At 70.6% G+C, this 16,167-nt stretch carries 17 protein-coding genes; 9 read left to right on the top strand and 8 right to left on the bottom strand.

Translation table 11 applies throughout. The features are described from left to right. The 4 genes from G3573_RS12430 to rpsL all read right to left on the bottom strand — a co-directional run. A partial coding sequence (locus tag G3573_RS12430; RefSeq protein ID WP_240454665.1) for a GTP-binding protein occupies positions 1-205 on the bottom strand: 205 nt, incomplete at its 3' end. 52 nt (positions 206-257) lie between these two features. After that, positions 258-2,336, bottom strand: coding sequence for an elongation factor G (gene fusA, locus G3573_RS12425; RefSeq protein ID WP_163261400.1), 2,079 nt, complete (start codon positions 2,334-2,336; stop codon positions 258-260). 105 nt (positions 2,337-2,441) lie between these two features. Beyond that, entirely contained in the window at positions 2,442-2,915 is a 474-nt protein-coding gene (rpsG, locus tag G3573_RS12420) for a 30S ribosomal protein S7 (protein ID WP_163261399.1), read from the bottom strand. Positions 2,916-2,941: 26 nt separating this feature from the next. Next, on the bottom strand, positions 2,942-3,313 hold the full coding sequence (gene rpsL / locus G3573_RS12415) for a 30S ribosomal protein S12 (protein WP_163261398.1): 372 nt from the start codon (positions 3,311-3,313) through the stop codon (positions 2,942-2,944). Between the two features lie 321 nt (positions 3,314-3,634). Between rpsL and G3573_RS12410 the strand changes: the two genes are divergently transcribed. The 5 genes from G3573_RS12410 to G3573_RS12390 are packed head-to-tail and all read left to right on the top strand — an operon-like array spanning position 3,635 to position 8,557. Further along, positions 3,635-4,321 carry a hypothetical protein gene (locus G3573_RS12410; RefSeq protein ID WP_163261397.1) on the top strand — a complete coding sequence of 229 codons (687 nt, stop codon included), beginning with the start codon at positions 3,635-3,637 and terminating at the stop codon, positions 4,319-4,321. 7 nt (positions 4,322-4,328) lie between these two features. Then, positions 4,329-5,900 carry an efflux RND transporter periplasmic adaptor subunit gene (locus G3573_RS12405; RefSeq protein ID WP_163261396.1) on the top strand — a complete coding sequence of 524 codons (1,572 nt, stop codon included), beginning with the start codon at positions 4,329-4,331 and terminating at the stop codon, positions 5,898-5,900. A 10-nt stretch (positions 5,901-5,910) separates the two neighbouring features. Further along, positions 5,911-6,591, top strand: coding sequence for an ABC transporter ATP-binding protein (locus G3573_RS12400; protein ID WP_346427373.1), 681 nt, complete (start codon positions 5,911-5,913; stop codon positions 6,589-6,591). Next, positions 6,588-7,814 carry an ABC transporter permease gene (locus tag G3573_RS12395; protein WP_205598231.1) on the top strand — a complete coding sequence of 409 codons (1,227 nt, stop codon included), beginning with the start codon at positions 6,588-6,590 and terminating at the stop codon, positions 7,812-7,814. Before G3573_RS12400 ends, G3573_RS12395 begins: the two co-directional genes overlap by 4 nt. Beyond that, positions 7,811-8,557, top strand: coding sequence for a class I SAM-dependent methyltransferase (locus tag G3573_RS12390; RefSeq protein WP_163261395.1), 747 nt, complete (start codon positions 7,811-7,813; stop codon positions 8,555-8,557). The genes G3573_RS12395 and G3573_RS12390 overlap by 4 nt, the downstream gene beginning before the upstream one ends. On the opposite strand, the gene G3573_RS12385 is transcribed toward G3573_RS12390, so the two are convergent. Genes G3573_RS12385 through G3573_RS12375 form a run of 3 tightly spaced genes read right to left on the bottom strand, consistent with a single transcriptional unit; the run spans position 8,554 to position 10,504 of the window. Then, on the bottom strand, positions 8,554-8,886 hold the full coding sequence (locus tag G3573_RS12385) for a zf-TFIIB domain-containing protein (RefSeq protein WP_163261394.1): 333 nt from the start codon (positions 8,884-8,886) through the stop codon (positions 8,554-8,556). The two genes, G3573_RS12390 and G3573_RS12385, sit on opposite strands and share 4 nt — an antisense overlap. Before the next feature lie 53 nt (positions 8,887-8,939). Then, positions 8,940-9,392: a response regulator gene (locus G3573_RS12380; RefSeq protein WP_163261393.1), complete on the bottom strand. Its 453-nt coding sequence runs from the start codon at positions 9,390-9,392 to the stop codon at positions 8,940-8,942. Next, positions 9,389-10,504, bottom strand: coding sequence for a histidine kinase dimerization/phosphoacceptor domain -containing protein (locus tag G3573_RS12375; protein ID WP_163261392.1), 1,116 nt, complete (start codon positions 10,502-10,504; stop codon positions 9,389-9,391). The genes G3573_RS12380 and G3573_RS12375 overlap by 4 nt, the downstream gene beginning before the upstream one ends. Before the next feature lie 210 nt (positions 10,505-10,714). Here G3573_RS12375 and G3573_RS12370 point away from each other — a divergent pair, with 210 nt between their 5' ends. Next, on the top strand, positions 10,715-11,779 hold the full coding sequence (locus tag G3573_RS12370; RefSeq protein WP_163261391.1) for a glycosyltransferase family 4 protein: 1,065 nt from the start codon (positions 10,715-10,717) through the stop codon (positions 11,777-11,779). 52 nt (positions 11,780-11,831) lie between these two features. Next, the gene (locus tag G3573_RS12365) at positions 11,832-12,854 is read left to right on the top strand and encodes a glycosyltransferase family 4 protein (protein ID WP_163261390.1); all 1,023 of its coding nucleotides are present in this window, start codon (positions 11,832-11,834) and stop codon (positions 12,852-12,854) included. Positions 12,855-12,863: 9 nt separating this feature from the next. On the opposite strand, the gene G3573_RS12360 is transcribed toward G3573_RS12365, so the two are convergent. Continuing rightward, positions 12,864-13,649 (bottom strand): glycosyltransferase family 25 protein, encoded by a 786-nt coding sequence (locus G3573_RS12360; protein WP_163261389.1) that lies wholly within the window; start codon positions 13,647-13,649, stop codon positions 12,864-12,866. A 216-nt stretch (positions 13,650-13,865) separates the two neighbouring features. Between G3573_RS12360 and G3573_RS12355 the strand changes: the two genes are divergently transcribed. Both G3573_RS12355 and G3573_RS12345 read left to right on the top strand, forming a co-directional pair. Further along, on the top strand, positions 13,866-14,675 hold the full coding sequence (locus G3573_RS12355; protein WP_163261388.1) for a glycosyltransferase family 25 protein: 810 nt from the start codon (positions 13,866-13,868) through the stop codon (positions 14,673-14,675). Positions 14,676-15,129: 454 nt separating this feature from the next. Then, entirely contained in the window at positions 15,130-15,996 is an 867-nt protein-coding gene (locus G3573_RS12345) for a glycosyltransferase family 25 protein (RefSeq protein ID WP_163261387.1), read from the top strand. Positions 15,997-16,167: the final 171 nt, after the last annotated feature.

Here is a 16,167-nt window from a genome sequence, read left to right as displayed (position 1 = left end):
CGACGTGCGCGGTGTTGATCGTGATGCCGCGGGCCTTTTCTTCCGGCGCCGCATCGATCTCGTCGTACTTCTTAGCCGTCGCGCCGCCGGACTTCGCCAGCGTCATCGTGATCGCAGCCGTCAGCGTCGTCTTGCCGTGGTCGACGTGACCGATCGTGCCGATGTTGCAGTGCGGCTTGTTACGTTCGAACTTTTCCTTGGCCATTTCTCTAGCTCCGGCCCCTGAAACGGGGCGTGTCCTAAGGTTTCAGGGGTGGTTACGCGTACTTCTTGATCACTTCGTCGGCGACGTGTTGCGGCACCGGCTCGTAGTGGTCGTACTGCATGGTGAACTGCGCGCGGCCCTGCGACATACCGCGCAGGTTGCCGACGTAGCCGAACATGTTGGCCAGCGGAACGAAGGCGGTGACGATCTGCGCGTTGCCGCGCGTCTCGGTGCCCTGGATCTGGCCGCGGCGGCTGTTCAGGTCGCCGATGATGTCGCCCATGTACTCGTCCGGGGTCAGCACTTCGACCTTCATGATCGGCTCGAGCAGCTTCGGAGCGCCCTTCTCGCGCAGCTCCTTGAAGGCGGCGCGCGAAGCGATTTCGAAGGCCAGGACCGAGGAGTCGACGTCGTGGTAGGCGCCGTCGATCAGGGTCGCCTTGAAGTCGATCAGCGGGAAGCCGGCCAGCAGGCCGTTGTCCTTGGCCGACTCGATGCCCTTCTGGACGCCCGGGACGTATTCCTTCGGCACCGAGCCGCCGACGATGGTCGACTCGAAGGCGAAGCCCGAACCCGGCTCGCCCGGCTCGAACACCAGCTTCACCCGCGCGAACTGGCCGGTACCACCGGTCTGCTTCTTGTGGGTGTAGTCGATCTCGGCCCGCTTACCCAGGGATTCACGGTAGGCAACCTGCGGCGCGCCGATGTTGGCTTCCACCTTGTAGGTGCGCTTCAGGATGTCGACCTTGATGTCCAGGTGCAGCTCGCCCATGCCCTTCATGATCGTCTGGCCCGACTCCTGGTCGGTGTGGACGGTGAAGGACGGGTCTTCGGCGACCAGCTTGGCCAAGGCGACGCCCAGCTTCTCCTGGTCGGCCTTCGACTTCGGCTCGATCGCGATTTCGATAACCGGGGCCGGGAATTCCATCTTTTCCAGGATCACCGGCGACTTCAGCGGGTCGCACAGGGTGTCGCCGGTCCGGGTGTCCTTCAGGCCAGCCAGGGCGAAGATGTCGCCGGCGTAGGCTTCCTTGATGTCCTCGCGGTTGTTCGAGTGCATCAGCAGCATGCGGCCGACGCGCTCGCGCTTGTCGCGCGTGGCGTTCAGCAGGCCCATGCCGGCTTCGACCTTGCCCGAGTAGATGCGGCAGAAGGTCAGCGAGCCGACGAACGGGTCGTCCATGATCTTGAAGGCCAGGATCGACAGCGGCTCGTCGTCCGAAGCCTTACGCTCGATCGGCTGTTCGGTCTTGTAGTCGATGCCCTGGGTCGGCGGGATGTCCACCGGCGACGGCAGGTAGTCGACGACGGCGTCGAGCAGGGGCTGCACGCCCTTGTTCTTGAAGGCCGAGCCGCACAGGATCGGGTAGAAGGCGCCGGTCAGCACCGCCTTGCGGAGGCACTTCTTCAGCACTTCCTCCGACGGCTCTTCGCCGCCCAGGTAGGCTTCCATGGCGTCGTCGTCGAGTTCGACGGCGTTGTCGATCAGGTACTGGCGAGCTTCAGCCGCCTTGGCCTGCAGATCGGCCGGGATCTCTTGATCCTCGTACTTCGCGCCCAGGCCGTCGTCGGCCCAGACCACGGCCTTCATGCGGACCAGGTCGACCAGGCCGCGCAGGGCGGACTCGGCGCCGATCGGGAACTGGATCGGAACGGCCTTCACGCCCAGGCGGTCGCGGATCGACTCGACGGACTTGTCGAAGTCGGCGCCCAGCTTGTCCATCTTGTTGATGAAGATGATGCGCGGCACGTTGTACTTGTCGGCCTGACGCCACACCGTCTCGGTCTGCGGCTCGACGCCGGCGTTCCCGTCCAGCACCGTCACGGCGCCGTCCAGCACGCGCAGCGAGCGCTCGACTTCGATGGTGAAGTCGACGTGCCCGGGGGTGTCGATGATGTTCAGGCGCTTGTTGTTCCAGAAAGCGGTCGTCGCGGCCGACGTGATCGTGATGCCGCGCTCCTGCTCCTGTTCCATCCAGTCCATGGTGGCGGCGCCCTCGTGGACTTCGCCGATCTTGTGGGACTTGCCGGTGTAGTAAAGGATCCGCTCGGTCGTCGTCGTCTTGCCCGCGTCGATGTGGGCCATGATGCCGAAGTTGCGGTAGTCCTCGATCTTGTGCGTACGGGGCATAATTAAGCTCGGGTTCGCGGGGCGTTCGGGGAGATGGACGAACGACGCGGGCGGTTTATCCCAAACCGCCCGCGCCGAAAAGCACGCAAAGGTCGCTGGAGCTCGTTACCAGCGGTAGTGCGAGAACGCCCGGTTGGCTTCCGCCATCTTGTGGGTGTCTTCGCGCTTTTTCACGGCGGTGCCGCGGTTGTTGGAGGCGTCGAGCAGCTCGGCGGCGAGCTTCTCGGTCATGGTGTTTTCACCGCGGTTGCGCGCGGCGTTGACCAGCCAGCGGATGGCCAGCGCGCGGCGGCGGTCCGGACGGACTTCGACGGGCACCTGGTAGGTGGCGCCGCCGACCCGGCGGGAACGCACTTCCACGGCCGGCGCGACGTTGTCCAGCGCGGCGTGGAAAGCTTCCAGCGGCTGAACGTCCTTGCGCTTGGCGGCCAGGATGTCGAAGGCGCCGTAGACGATGTTTTCGGCCACGGCTTTTTTGCCTTCGTACATCACGTAGTTCATGAACTTCGTGACAATCAGGTCTCCGAACTTCGGATCCGGCAGAACCTGACGCTTCTCTGCGCGACGACGACGCGACATGCTTGTGTATCCTCTTCGCGCTTAGATTATTTCGGACGCTTGGCGCCGTAGTGCGAGCGACGCTGCTTACGATCCTTCACGCCCTGCGTGTCGAGCACGCCGCGGAGGATGTGGTAGCGAACGCCGGGCAAGTCCTTCACGCGGCCGCCGCGGATGAGCACGACGGAGTGCTCCTGCAGGTTGTGGCCTTCGCCGGGGATGTAGCACACCGCTTCGATGCCCGAGGTCAGGCGCACCTTGGCGACCTTACGGAGAGCCGAGTTCGGCTTCTTCGGGGTGGTCGTGTACACGCGGGTGCAGACGCCGCGACGTTGCGGGCTGCCCTTCAGCGCGGGCACCTTGTTGCGCGACGGCTTCGGCGCGCGGGGCTTGCGGATCAGCTGGTTGATCGTAGGCATGAAGCTCTCTTGATCGGGGAGGCGTGTGCCTTTCGGCCGGGGCGCCTCGGTCCTTCTTTTGGACGGGGAACATCCCCGCCCGGGTTGACTGCTCGAGAGCCCGCGCAAACAACAAAACGTGCCGGAACGCGCGCTTCGGGCGCTCCGGCGGGCGACAGCCCATTCGTCCAATTGTCCACGAAGACGGATCGGTCGCCCGACCCGGACCTCGAAAGAGCGCGCTCCTTACGCGAGGGAGTCGGTTCCGTCAATGTTTCCTAACGCGCGACGGATCGTACGGGCGGAGCCGTTGAAGCTCGGCCCTTCCTGTCGAGCGCGCCCATGCCCCGCCCCACCCTGCTGCTGTCCGCCCTGCTCTGCTCCGCCCTGTCCGCCTGCGCCCACCAGGGCCCGCCCCCGCATGGGCCGGAGCGCGGGCCGCCGCCCGGCGACCGCCCCGCCCGGCCGCAGCTGTTCGTCAGTCCGTGGGGCCAGCCCTACCGCGCCCCGCCCAGCGCCCCCTACCCGGTCCAGGCCTGGTTCGCCGAGACCGACGCCGACCACGACGGGCGGATCACCCGGGCCGAGTTCGTGGCCGGCGCGGACCGATTCTTCGGCGTGCTGGACACCAGCAAGGACGGCCTGATCCGCGGCGACGAGGTCAGCGTCTACGAGGAGACCATCGTGCCCGAGATGCTGCCGCGGGTGGCGGCGGGCGGCCCGCCGGGCGGCGGCCCCGGCGGCATGGGCGGCCACCGCAGGGGCGGCGGCTTCATGAAGGGCGGCAAGGGCCACCGCGGCGGCTACCAGGGCGTCGCGCCCTACGCCCTGCTGAACGAACCGCATCCGGTTCGCGGCGCCGACGCCGACCTGTCCCAGAGCGTCAGCCGCGACGAGTTCAAGGCCGCCGCCAAGCGCCGCTTCGACTTGCTCGACACCGACCAGGACGGCGCGCTGACGGCGGCCGAGCTGCCGCTCACCCCGATCCAGAGCCTGTTCGCCGACGGATCGCGCCGCCACGGCCGTTGAACCCGCAATGACCGCGTCTTCGCCCGCTCCCCGCTTCGCCCGCCGGATCGATCGCCGCCTGTTGTGGCTGGGCGGCCTGGCCGTGCTGATCCTGATCGTGCTGTTCGCCAGCCTCGGCCTCGGCCGCAAGTCGGACGCCGCGCCCTACCGCACCGAGGCGGTCGCCCGCGGCGACCTCACCCGCACGGTCTCCGCCTCCGGCTCGCTGGAGGCGCTGGTCACGGTGCAGGTCGGCTCGCAGCTGTCGGGCCAGGTCGAGCAGGTGCTGGTCGACTTCAACGACCGGGTGAAGCGCGGCCAGACCCTGGCCATCCTCGACCCGTCCACCTACCAGTCGCGCCTGGCGCAGGGCCGCGCCGAGGTGAAGGCGGCCGACGCCCAGGTCGCCCAGCAGAGGGCGGCCCTGGCCCAGGCCCAAGCCGACGTCGCGGTGGCGCAGGCCGCCTACAACCGCACCAAGGCGCTGGCCGACAAGGGCATCGCCGCCCAGGCCGCGCTCGATCAGGCCGACGCGGAGCTGAAGCGCGCCCGCGCGGCGGTCGGGTCGGCCCAGGCGGCGATCGGGGCCCAGGCGGCGCGGGTGAACCAGTCGCAGGCCGCGCTGGACGCCACCCGCGTCGACCTGGAGCGCACCCGCGTGGTCGCGCCCATCGACGGGATCGTCGTGGACCGCCAGATCGAGCCCGGCCAGACCGTCGCCGCCAGCCTGCAGGCCCCCACCCTGTTCGTGCTGGCCCAGGACCTGTCGCGGGTGCAGGCCAAGATCCTGGTGGACGAGGCCGACATCGGCCAGGTGCGCGAAGGCCAGCCGGTGCGCTTCACCGTCGACGCCTACCCGGACGAGAGCTTCCGCGGCGTGGTCACCCAGGTGCGCAAGCAGCCTCAGACCGAGCAGAACGTTGTCGCCTACGTGGTGCTGGCCCAGGCCGACAATCCGAACGGCAAGCTGCTGCCGGGCATGACGGCGAACGCCGACATCATCATCGAGCGCCGAAGCGACGTCATGAAGGTGCCGACCACGGCGCTGCGGTTTACCCCGGCCGACGCCCAGGGCGGTCGGAACGCGCGCCAGGGCGGCCTGTTGCCGATGGGCGGCCCGCCGGCCGACCGCAATCCGCGCGGCGGCGGCATGAACGCCGACCGCATCGCCGAGGCGCTGGACCTCGACGCGAAACAGAAGGCGCAGATCGCGCCGATCCTGACCGAGGCGCGGTCCAAGGCGCAGGCCGCCTCGGGCGGCGAGCGCCGCACCGCCATGCGCGAGGCGATGAACGCGGCCTTCGACAAGATCCGCCCCCTGCTCCGCCCCGACCAGGTCGAGAAGCTGGAGGCCCTGCGCTCGCGCACCGCCTCGGGCGGCCAGCGCGGCGTCGTGTGGGTGCTGCGCGACGGCGAGCCGGTCGCCGTGCCGGTGCGGATCGGTGGTTCCGACGGGACCTCGACCGAGGTGCTGGGCGGCCAGCTGAAGGTCGGCGACCAGGTGATCACCGGCGGCGGTCCGCGTCCCAAGGCCCAGGCGGCGCTGCGCGGCGGCCGCGGCGGCGGTCCGGGCGGGCCCGGCGGCCCTCCCCCGATGTGAGGCAGGCGCCGTGATCGAAGTAAGCGGGCTTCAGAAGACCTACCTCATGGGCGAGGAGCAGGTGGCGGCGCTGGCCGACGTCTCCCTCTCCATCGCCCGGGGCGAGCACGTGGCGGTGATCGGACCGTCCGGCTCGGGCAAGTCGACCCTGATGAACATATTGGGCGGCCTGGACCGGCCCAGCGCCGGCGCCTACCGCTTCGAGCGCGAGGCGGTCGGCGCGTTCGACGACGACCAGCTGGCCGACTTCCGCAATCGCCGGATCGGCTTTGTCTTCCAGAGCTTCCAGCTGCTGCCGCGCCTGTCGGCCCTGCAGAACGTGGAGCTGCCGCTGGTCTACGCCGGCGTCGATCCGCGCGAGCGACGCGACCGTGCGGCCGAACTGCTCGGCCGGGTGGGACTTAACCAGCGCATGGACCACCGCCCGACCCAGCTTTCCGGCGGCCAGCAGCAGCGGGTGGCCATCGCGCGCGCGCTCGCCAACGGCCCGGACCTGCTGCTGGCCGACGAGCCGACCGGCGCGCTCGACCAGGCCACCGGCCAGGAGGTGCTGGCCCTGTTCGACGAGCTGAACGGCCAGGGCCTGACCCTGCTGGTGGTCACCCACGACGCGGGCGTGGCCGCCCGGGCGCGCCGGCGCATCGCCTTCCGCGACGGCCGGGTGGTCTCCGACGACGGAGACGCGGCGTGAAGACCGGCGACCTGTTCCGCTTCTCCCTGGGCGCCATCGTCGCCCACCCCATGCGCAGCGCCCTGACGGCGCTGGGCGTCGTCATCGGCGTCGCCGCCGTGGTGATGATGACCGCCATCGGCCTGGGCGCGCAGCAGCAGGTGACCAGCGCCATCTCCGGCCTCGGCTCCAACCTGCTGGTGGTCACGCCCGGCGCGGGCCGCGGTTTCGCCGCCCAGGCGGCCGGCTCCGGCATGAGCCTCAGCGACCGCGACGCCGCCGCCATCCGCCAGCAGGTCGAGGGCGTGATCGCCGTCTCGCCGGCCGTGCGCGGCGGCCAGCAGGTGGTCGCCCAGGGCGCCAACTGGAACACCCGGGTCGAGGGCGTCACCCACGACTACCTCGCAGCCCGCGACCTCTCCATCGCCTCGGGGCGCATGTTCGACGACCGCGAGGCCCAGCAGGGCCGCAAGATCGCCGTGTTGGGCCAGACCGTCGCCGACGAGCTGTTCCCAGGGCTCGACCCGATCGGCCAGCGCGTGCGGATCGGGACCGTGCCGTTCGAGGTGATCGGCGTGCTGGCCAGCAAGGGCCAGAGCGGCTTCGGCCAGGACCAGGACGACATCGTGCTGACCCCGCTGCAGGCGGCCCGCTCGCGCCTGTTCGGCCGGCGCGTTCGCGGCGACAACGTCCAGCAGATCTACGTCAAGGCGGCCGACGAGGACGCGCTCTACGCCATGGAGGACGACGTCAAGGCGCTGCTGCGCGAGCGCCACCGCATCGCGCCGGGCGCCGACGACGACTTCCAGGTGCAGAACATGGCCTCCATCCTGGAAGCCGGGCAGAAGGCCACCCAGACCTTCACCGTCCTGCTGGCGGCGGTCGCGGCCGTCTCGCTGCTGGTCGGCGGGGTCGGGATCATGAACATCATGCTGGTCTCGGTCACCGAGCGCACCCGCGAGATCGGCCTGCGCATGGCGCTGGGCGCTCGCCGTTCGGACGTGCTGATGCAGTTCGCCCTGGAGTCGGTGGCCCTGTCCCTGGGCGGCGGGCTGATCGGCCTCCTGATCGGGGTGAGCGGCGCGCTTCTGCTGGCCAAGGTGGGCCAGTGGCCGGCCGCCGTGCCGGCCTGGGCCGCTCCGGTGTCGCTGGGCTTCTCGGTGCTGGTGGGCGTAGTGTTCGGGGCCTATCCCGCGTGGCGGGCCGCCCGGCTCGACCCCATCGAGGCGCTGAGACGCGAATGACCCCGGCGGAGACGCCGACCCAGTTCTACGGAGCCGACATCGCCTACGTCCACGACGCGGGCTTCTCCGACTTCGCCCGCGCCGCCGCCGACGAGGTGCTGCGCCGCATGCCGGCCGAGAAGGCCGCGGTCGTCGACCTGGGCTGCGCCGGCGGCGTGCTGGCCGAACGTCTCAGCGGCCGCGGGCTGGAGGTGGTGGGCGTCGACCTGTCCGCGCCGCTGCTGGAGCTGGCCCGCCAGCGCGCGCCGGACGCCCGCTTCGTCCAGGCCTCGGCCTTCGAGGTCGACCTGCCCCGCGCCGCGGCGGTCTGCGCCATCGGCGAGGTGATCAACTACCAGCACGACGGGACCGACCTCGGTCCCGACCGGCTGACCGGCTTCTTCCGCAAGGTGCACGACGCCCTGGTGCCGGGCGGAATCTTCCTGTTCGACGCCGCCGCGCCCCTTCGCGTCGGCAAGAGCGTCCGGCGCGGCTGGACCGAGGGCGAAGACTGGCACGTCGCCTTCGAGGTGGCCGAGGACCGCGACGCCGACACCCTGGCGCGCCGGGTGGTGGCCTTCCGCCGGATCGAGGGGATCTGGCGGCGCACCGAGGAAACCCATCGCCAGCGGCTGTGGCCGCGCTCGTTCGTGGTCGCCGCCCTGAAGGAGGCGGGCTTCACCGTCGAGGTGCTGACCGGCTACGGCGACCTGCCCTTCCCGGGCAGCCTGATCGGCTATTGCGCGACCAAGGCCCACGCCTAATCGAAGAAATCGAACAGGTCGAAGCCCTTCTTCTTTTTCCGGTGCTCGTACTTTTCCGCGTCGTAGCTGTAGCGCTTGCGCTCGGCGTCGTACGGATGGCGCTTTCGCCAGTCCTCCGGATCGCGGTGGAAGTCCTCCACCTCGCGCTCGAAGCGGCCCGTCGCCTCGCGCCGCTCGCTCTCCGCCTCCCGTCCGCCCTGCAGCAGCTTCTCGAGCTCGCCCCGGTCCAGCCACACGCCGCGGCAGGTCGGGCAGATGTCCAGCTCGACGCCGTGACGGTTCACGGTCTGCATCGAGGCGTTGTCGTTGGGGCAGAGCAGCAGCGGCATGGGCCTTCTCCTTCGCCCGTCAGACGTAGGCACGCGTCTGCGAACGGCAAGGCTTAGGGGCCGCGGCTACCGAGGCGTTCGGTGAAGGCTGGCGCGACCTTGAGGCTATGGGGCGGTTCGGCCATGGCGCGGCCCTCGGCCATGCACTGCTCCACGAAGGCGATGGCCTCCTGCATGCCATGGATCGAATAGGGCTTGGGCACCAGGCCGGCCGCGCCGGCGAAATCCGGCGGCACCCGCTTCTGGTTGGCGGTCATGAACAGAACCGTCGCGCCGGACTCCGCGGCGATGCGGCGGGCCACCTCCACCCCCGTGGGGCCGTCGTAGAGGTGGATGTCGACCAGGGCCAGGTCGGGCCGCGTGTCCCCCGCCAGGCGAAGCGCGTCGGCCGAAGTGGCCGCCTCGCCGACCACCTCGTGGCCGAGGTCCTCGACCAGCCAGGCCAGCTCGGCGGCGACCAGCACCTCGTCCTCGACGATCAGGACCCGGAGGCGGCGGTCGCTCATCCCACCGCCTCCCCTTCGCTGGGCAGCAGCACGACCGCCCGCGTGCCAGGGTTCGCGTTCTCCCAGGTGGTGGTCGCGCGCAGCTGGCGCGACAGCAGTTCGATGATGTGGCGCCCGCCGCTGACGGTCTTGGCGTTGTCGATGTCGAAGCCGACGCCGTCGTCCTGGACGACGATGCGCTCCTTGTCGCCTTCGCGCCGCACCGCGACCCGGATCAGGCCGCCCTTCCCCTCCGGGTAGGCGTGCTTCATGGCGTTGGCGAGCAGCTCGTTGACGATCAGCGACACCGGCGCGGCCTTGCCGGACGACACGAAGACGGGCTCCAGGTCCAGTTCGAAGCGGATGCCGCGGTCGGCCGCGCCCGCGCTGAGGTCCTCGATCAGGTCGGAGACGAACTCGGCCACGTCGAAGCGGCGTACGTCGTCGCTCTGGAACAGCCGCCGGTGGACGGTCGAGATCGCGCCCACCCGGTCCAGCACGCCGCGCAGCGCTTCCTTGACCACGGGCTCGGCGCTGCGCCGCAGCTGCAGCTGGATCAGCGAGGAGATGAGCTGGAGGTTGTTCTTGACCCTGTGGTCCACCTCGTGGAGCAGCATGGTCTTCTGGTCGAGGGCGGTCTGCAGGTCGAGCGTGCGGGCGTCCACCGCACGCTCCAGGCCCTCGTAGGCTTCCTTGAGCGCCAACTCGGCTTCGCGCTTGTCGCTGACGTCGGAGAGGACGGCGAAATAATACTCCGGCGCACCGCTGCCGTCGGCGACCGGGCTCAGCGAGACGGCGTTCCAGAACGCCGTGCCGTCCTTGCGATAGTTCAGGATCTCGATCGACAGGGCGCGGCCCTCGGCGAGCGCGCGCCGGATCTCATCGACGCTGGCTTCGTCTGTGCCCGGCCCCTGCAGGAATTTGCAGCTGCGTCCCAGGACCTCGTCCCGCGCGTAGCCGGTCAGCTGCAGGAAGGCGTCATTGGCGAACACGAGCGGCTTGCCCGGTCGACGGGCGTCGGCGAGCAGCATGGCCTTGCACGCGCCACGAAGCGCCGCGGCGAACAGATCGTTCTCGCCGTGCCGCTCGGCCAGATCACGGCCGACACGCTCGCGCTCGATCTGGTTGTCCATTCGCTACTCGAAACGCCCCCGCACCCGACCCACGGCCTAACGACGGAGCCCCATGATGGTTTCCGCCCGCAGCCAAAATATGGCGGGTCGGTGAACGCGTTCAATCTTCCCGGTCGCACCAGCAGCCGATCCTGCCGCATCGCCCGGGCCGACGCCTGCCGAGCGCGATAGCCCGCGAGAACTGCGGCCATCGCAACGGTTCAGACGCCAATGAACATTCTCCACGTCATGCTCGCTGACGGCTTCGGCGGCACTGAACGCTATCTGGCCGATCTCGCCCGACGGCAGATCGCTTTGGGCGACACGGTGGGGGCCGTCGTCAAACCGCGGGCCCCCAGGGCGCCCGCCTCGTTTCACGACCATGCGCCGGACGGCCTGCGGATTTTCGAGACGTCGCGCCTGTTCACGCCGCTGGCGATCCTGCGGGCGGCGCGGGCGCTGAAGGCCGACGTCGTGCACGCGCACGGCGGGCGGACGTCGAAGGTCGTCGCCTCCACGCCGCTGCTGCCGCCGACGGTCGGCACGCTGCACATCAAGTACCGGCGTGCGGAGAGCGGCGGCCTCGGCGGCGTAATCAGGGTCGCGGAGTGGCAGGCGGCGGCCATGGGCGGCTTCAAGGGGCTGTCGGTCACCGTCCCCAACTGGCTGCCGAGCCTGGCGGATTGCACGCCCGACGAGGTCGCCCGGGCGCGCCGCGCGGCCGACGCGAAGCGCGGACCGCTCCTGGTGTTCGTGGGCCGGTTGACCCCGGTGAAGGGCGTGGATCTGCTGATCGCCGCCTTCCGCGCCATCGCGCCGGCGCACGCCCGGCTGGCGGTCGTCGGCGACGGCCCCCAGCGGCCCGACCTCGAGGCGCTGGCTGCCGGCGACGGCCGGATCACCTTCGCCGGTCACGTCAGGAATCCGTCCGCCTGGTACGAGGCCGCAGACCACCTGGTCATGCCCTCGCGCGCGGAACCCTTCGGCCTGGTCGCCCTGGAGGCCATGGCGCGTGGCGTTCCGATCACGGCCACGCGCACGGGCGGGCTCTCGGAAATCCTGTCGGGAACGCCGGCGCGGCTCGTGCCCCCGGGCGACGACGGCGAACTGGCGCGCGCCCTGGCCGAGACCTTCACGGCGATGTCGAAGGGCACCTTCCCCAGGCGCGTCGCCTACGACCTGAGCCGGTACGACGCCGACCGCGCCGTCGCCCGGATCGAGCGCTTCTACCGGGATGTCGTCGGGCAGCGCCAACCCGCCGGCCAGGCCCCCGCCCCGGCCCCCGTGTCCGTCTGAGCGTCGCGGCTCTCCCATGTCGCGCCACCGGCCGCCCCTGAGCATTCTCCATGTGCTTCTACACGCCGGTTTCGGCGGCGCGGGCACCTATTGCCTCGACCTCGCGCTTCGGCAGCGCGAGGCGGGACACCGCGTCGGCTTCGTCGTACGGCCGATAGAGGCCGAAGGCGGTCCGTCGATCCACGACTACCTGCCCGGCCACATTCCCCGCTATCTGGCCGCGCGTCCGTTCGAGCCGTTCTCGATCGGCGGTGCGGTCGCCCGCTTCAAGCCGGACATCCTCCACGCGCACGTCGGCCGCTCGGCCCGCGCGGTCGGCGCGATGTGGCGGCGTCCGCCGGCGGTGACGAGCCTGCACAACCGCTATCGGGCGAAGGAGAGCGCGCGTCTGGACGGCGTGATCCGGATCGCCGAGTGGCAGCGCCAGGACATGGCCGGATACGCCGGCCAGACGGAGACGATCTCGAACTGGCTGCCCCAGCGCGCCGACGTCCGGCCCGGCGAGGTCGAGGCCGCGCGCCGGCGGGTCGGCGCGCGGCCGGACGACCTGCTGGTCGGCTGTGTCGGGCGGCTCCACCGGGTCAAGGGTGTCGACCTGCTGGTCGAAGCCTTCCGCGCCGAGGCTCCCGCCCACGCCCGCCTGGCCCTGGTCGGGGACGGTCCGGAACGCGCGGCGCTTGAGGCGCTGTCCGCGGGAGATCCCCGGATCTCATTCGTCGGTCACGTGGCCGATCCCGCCCCCTGGTACCGGGCGCTGGACCTGTTCGTCATGCCCTCGCGCATCGAGCCGTTCGGCATCTCCGCCCTGGAGGCCATGGCGGCGGGCGCGCCGATCCTGGGGACCGACGCCGGGGGGCTGGGCGATATCCTGCGGCGCACGGCGGCGGTCGTGGTTCGGGCCGACGATCGGGCCGCTCTGCAGGGCGCCTTGGCCGAGCTGATCCGCGCCCGTCCGGGGCGCGTGCCCTACGACCTGCAGGCCTATCAGGGCCACGCCGCGGCCGAGCGCATCGAGCGTTTCTACCGTTCGGTGATCGACGAGATGAAACGGCAGGCCGGCGCCGAGACCGCCTGAAGCCCCACGTCAGGCGCCGACGCGCGCGGTGATCCGGCGACGGTGCGTGCGCGACAGCCGGGCCCTGACGTTGCTGGCCGAGGCCGCCAGCCAGCCGAGCAGCCCCAGGTCGGCCAGGGCGTGGGCCGCGCGCTCGAACGGCTCCAGGCGGTGGCGGTTGCGCGGACGCCAGGGCCGGTCGCCGATGCTGGAGACCGCCAGATGGTTCTGCCGGATCGGCGTGGGGGCGAAGCCGTAGGTCGACAGCCCGCAGATCCAGGGGCGCGCGAAATCCTCGTCATATGGATGGACCAGAGGCGCCTTCGCCGCCCAGGCCAGGTACTTCTCCGCCCCGCGCCGGCTGATCAGATAGGCGCCGGCGCCGACCGGAATGCGGGAGTATTTCACCAGCGCCCCGCCTCCGATGCACGCCGCCCGCACGACCGCCTGCTTGACCGGCAGGGTGGCCAGCCGGACCAGGTCCCAGCCCGCGGGCAAGCCGTCCACCTCGGCCAAGAGCCCGGGCAGGCGCTCGCTCAGGCGGCAATCGTCCTCGCAGACCAGGGCGGCGGGCGCTCCGCTTTCGACCAGCCGCTCCATGACGCCCAGATGGCTGGCGTAGCAGCCCACCTCGCCCCTGGTGAGGGTCGGGGACACCCCGTCCACCAGGTGAAACCAGCGCGCGGCCGCGCCCAGCGCGTCGCCGCGCACCGCGGAGAACCGCTCGTAGGCCAGCCCCAGCCGCGCGAACTGCGCGTCCATCAGGCCCAGCCGCTCGGTGTCGCGGTCCAGATTGATCAGGAAGATCGGGGTCACGAGCCCGCTCCGGCGTTCGACAGTTGAGCTACCAGCGCGCCCACGCCGGGCCACAAACATTCGGCGAGGAGCGCCCCAGGGACGCCGAAAGCGGCGCACAGGGCCGCCCGTCGTCGCACCGGCGAACGGCTTCACCGCAAGAAGCCGCAGAGACGGGGGCCCCTTAGTGACAGGGACGGAACGGTCGTGCTTGCTCCGCCGGTCAGAGAAGCTTCCATGGTCCGCATCGTACTCATCAACCTGGATCAGGACGTCGACCGGCTCGACTGGATGACCGCCCAGCTCGAGCGGCTCGGCCTGACCTTCGAGCGGTTCGCCGCCCTGCGCGGCGACGCCCTGCCCGCGTCCCTTGATCGCTATTTCCGATCCGTCCCCGGGGAGGCTCATCCGCTCTCCGCCGGCGAGGTCGGCTGTTACGCCAGCCACCTGGCGATCATGGAGCAGATCGTGGAGACCGGCGCGCCGGTCACGCTGGTGCTGGAGGACGACCTCGTCCTGCACGCGAATCTGCTGAAGGTCCTGGGCGCGATCGATCATCTCCCGTCGGACTGGGACATGTTGCGGCTCGCGGGCCTGGGGAGCGGCGGGCGCGTTCGGATCGCCTCGCTCGGCCCCGACCTGGAGCTGGTGAAGTACGCGCGGGTCCCCTTGGGCACGGGCGCCTACCTGATCAGCCTCAAGGGAGCGGCCAGGTACGTCGCCTGGGCGCGGGATCGCAGGCTGGTCGATCCGATCGACCACGACTTCCACCGCGTCTGGGACTGCCGGATGGCGACCTACGGCGTGGCGCCGGAGCCGGTGCGCCAGAACGCGTTCGGCGGGTCGACGATCGAGATCATGGCCGAGGGCGCCGAGGCCACGCGGGTCGCCGCCCACCCCCGCGTCGACCGGAGCGCCCGCCTCGCCCGCCTGGTCTACAACGTGGGACACCTCGGCCCACGGCTCTGGATCCGCACGACCGCGGCCCGGGCGGCCGCCCGCTGGGCGAAGAACCTCAAGGCCCGACGCCGGAAACTGGCCGTCTGAGCGGCCGCTGACCGCCGCCGTCGGCCAAGAAAAAAGGCCCGGGAGTCGCCTCCCGGGCCTTTCGTCATTGAAGCGTCCGCAGGCCTCAGGCCTCCGGGGTCTCCGCCGCGGCTTCGAGAGCGATCTCGACCGGCAGCGGCTCCATGGTCTCTTCGCGCTGCTGGACCAGCTGCTCGTCGCGCTTGGCGGCGATCCGCTGCATGCCCCGCAGGTAGGAGCCCGTGCCGGCCGGGATGAGGCGGCCGACGACGACGTTCTCCTTGAGGCCCTCGAGCGTGCCGATCTCGCCGCTGGCCGACGGCGGCCTACACCGAACGCACGAAGCGGGCCGGGCGGCTGCGAGCTACACGCCGATCACCTCACGGCGTCACCAAGAGCACCGGAACCGTACGCGTTACGGCCTCGGCTCGCGCCGGAAGAGGGCGAACCGCTTCTGAATGCCTGAGGCCGAGCCATGTTGCGCACCGTGCTGGTCAACCTCGACAGCGACACCGATCGGCTGGACTGGATGCGGGGCCAGCTCCATCGCCTGAAGCTGCCTTTCGACCGCTTTTCCGCCCTGCGGGGCGATCATCTCCCAGAAGAGCTGCGGCGCTATTTCGTGCTCGACAGCGAGCCTCGCCCGCTCACGACGGGCGAGGTCGGCTGCTACGCCAGCCATCTCGCGATCATGGAGGCTCTCGTCCGCGACGGCGAGCCGGCGGCCCTGGTACTCGAGGACGACCTGGAGTTGCGCCCTCACCTGCTCGATGTGCTGGCCGCGGTCGAGCGCTTTCCTGCCGACTGGGACATCGTGCGCCTGTCCGGTCATGTGAAGACCGCGGTCTGGCCGGCCCTGCCGATCGCGCCCGGCGTGGAGCTTGTGAAGTACTCGCGCGTGCCGCTGGGCACCGGCGCCTATCTGATCAGCCTGAAGGGCGCCCAGCGCTACCTCGCCTGGGCCGGCCGCTCCCGCCGCCGCCATCCTGTCGACCAGGACCTGCGTCGGGTATGGGACTGCGGACTGGCCACCTACGGCGTCACGCCCACCCCGGTCGAGCAGGACGTGCTCCAGCGCTCCTCGATCGACACCATCGCGCGACGCCCGCCCCACGCCGGCCTCAGGGGCAAACTGAAGCTTCGCGGCTGGGGCTATTTCTTCGAGCCGTTCATCCGTCCCGCCTACAACCTGCGCTTCCTCGGCGTGCGCGGCTGGCTGTCGACTGCGGTGATTATGCTCGCCGCTCAGCTCGACCGCCGCTACCGGCGCAGGCTCCGGGCCCGGATCAACGGCGCGCCCCGCGCCGGGACGCCGGCGGCGGCGGATGCGGACGCCGCCTGAACGGACCAGGCGCCCCCACCGCTTCGGTCGCAAAGAAAAAGGCCCGGGAGTCGCCTCCCGGGCCTTTCGTCATTGAAGCGTCCGCAGGCCTTAGGCCTCCGGGGTCTCCGCCGCGGCTTCGAGAGCGATCTCGACCGGCAGCGGCTCCATGGTCTCTTCGCGCTGCTGGCC

Origin of the sequence: Caulobacter sp. 17J65-9, assembly GCF_010975005.1 — a bacterium.
Lineage (GTDB): Bacteria > Pseudomonadota > Alphaproteobacteria > Caulobacterales > Caulobacteraceae > 17J80-11.
The sequence above is the reverse complement of the archived record's forward strand: the minus strand, read 5'-3'. Positions and strand labels throughout refer to the sequence as shown.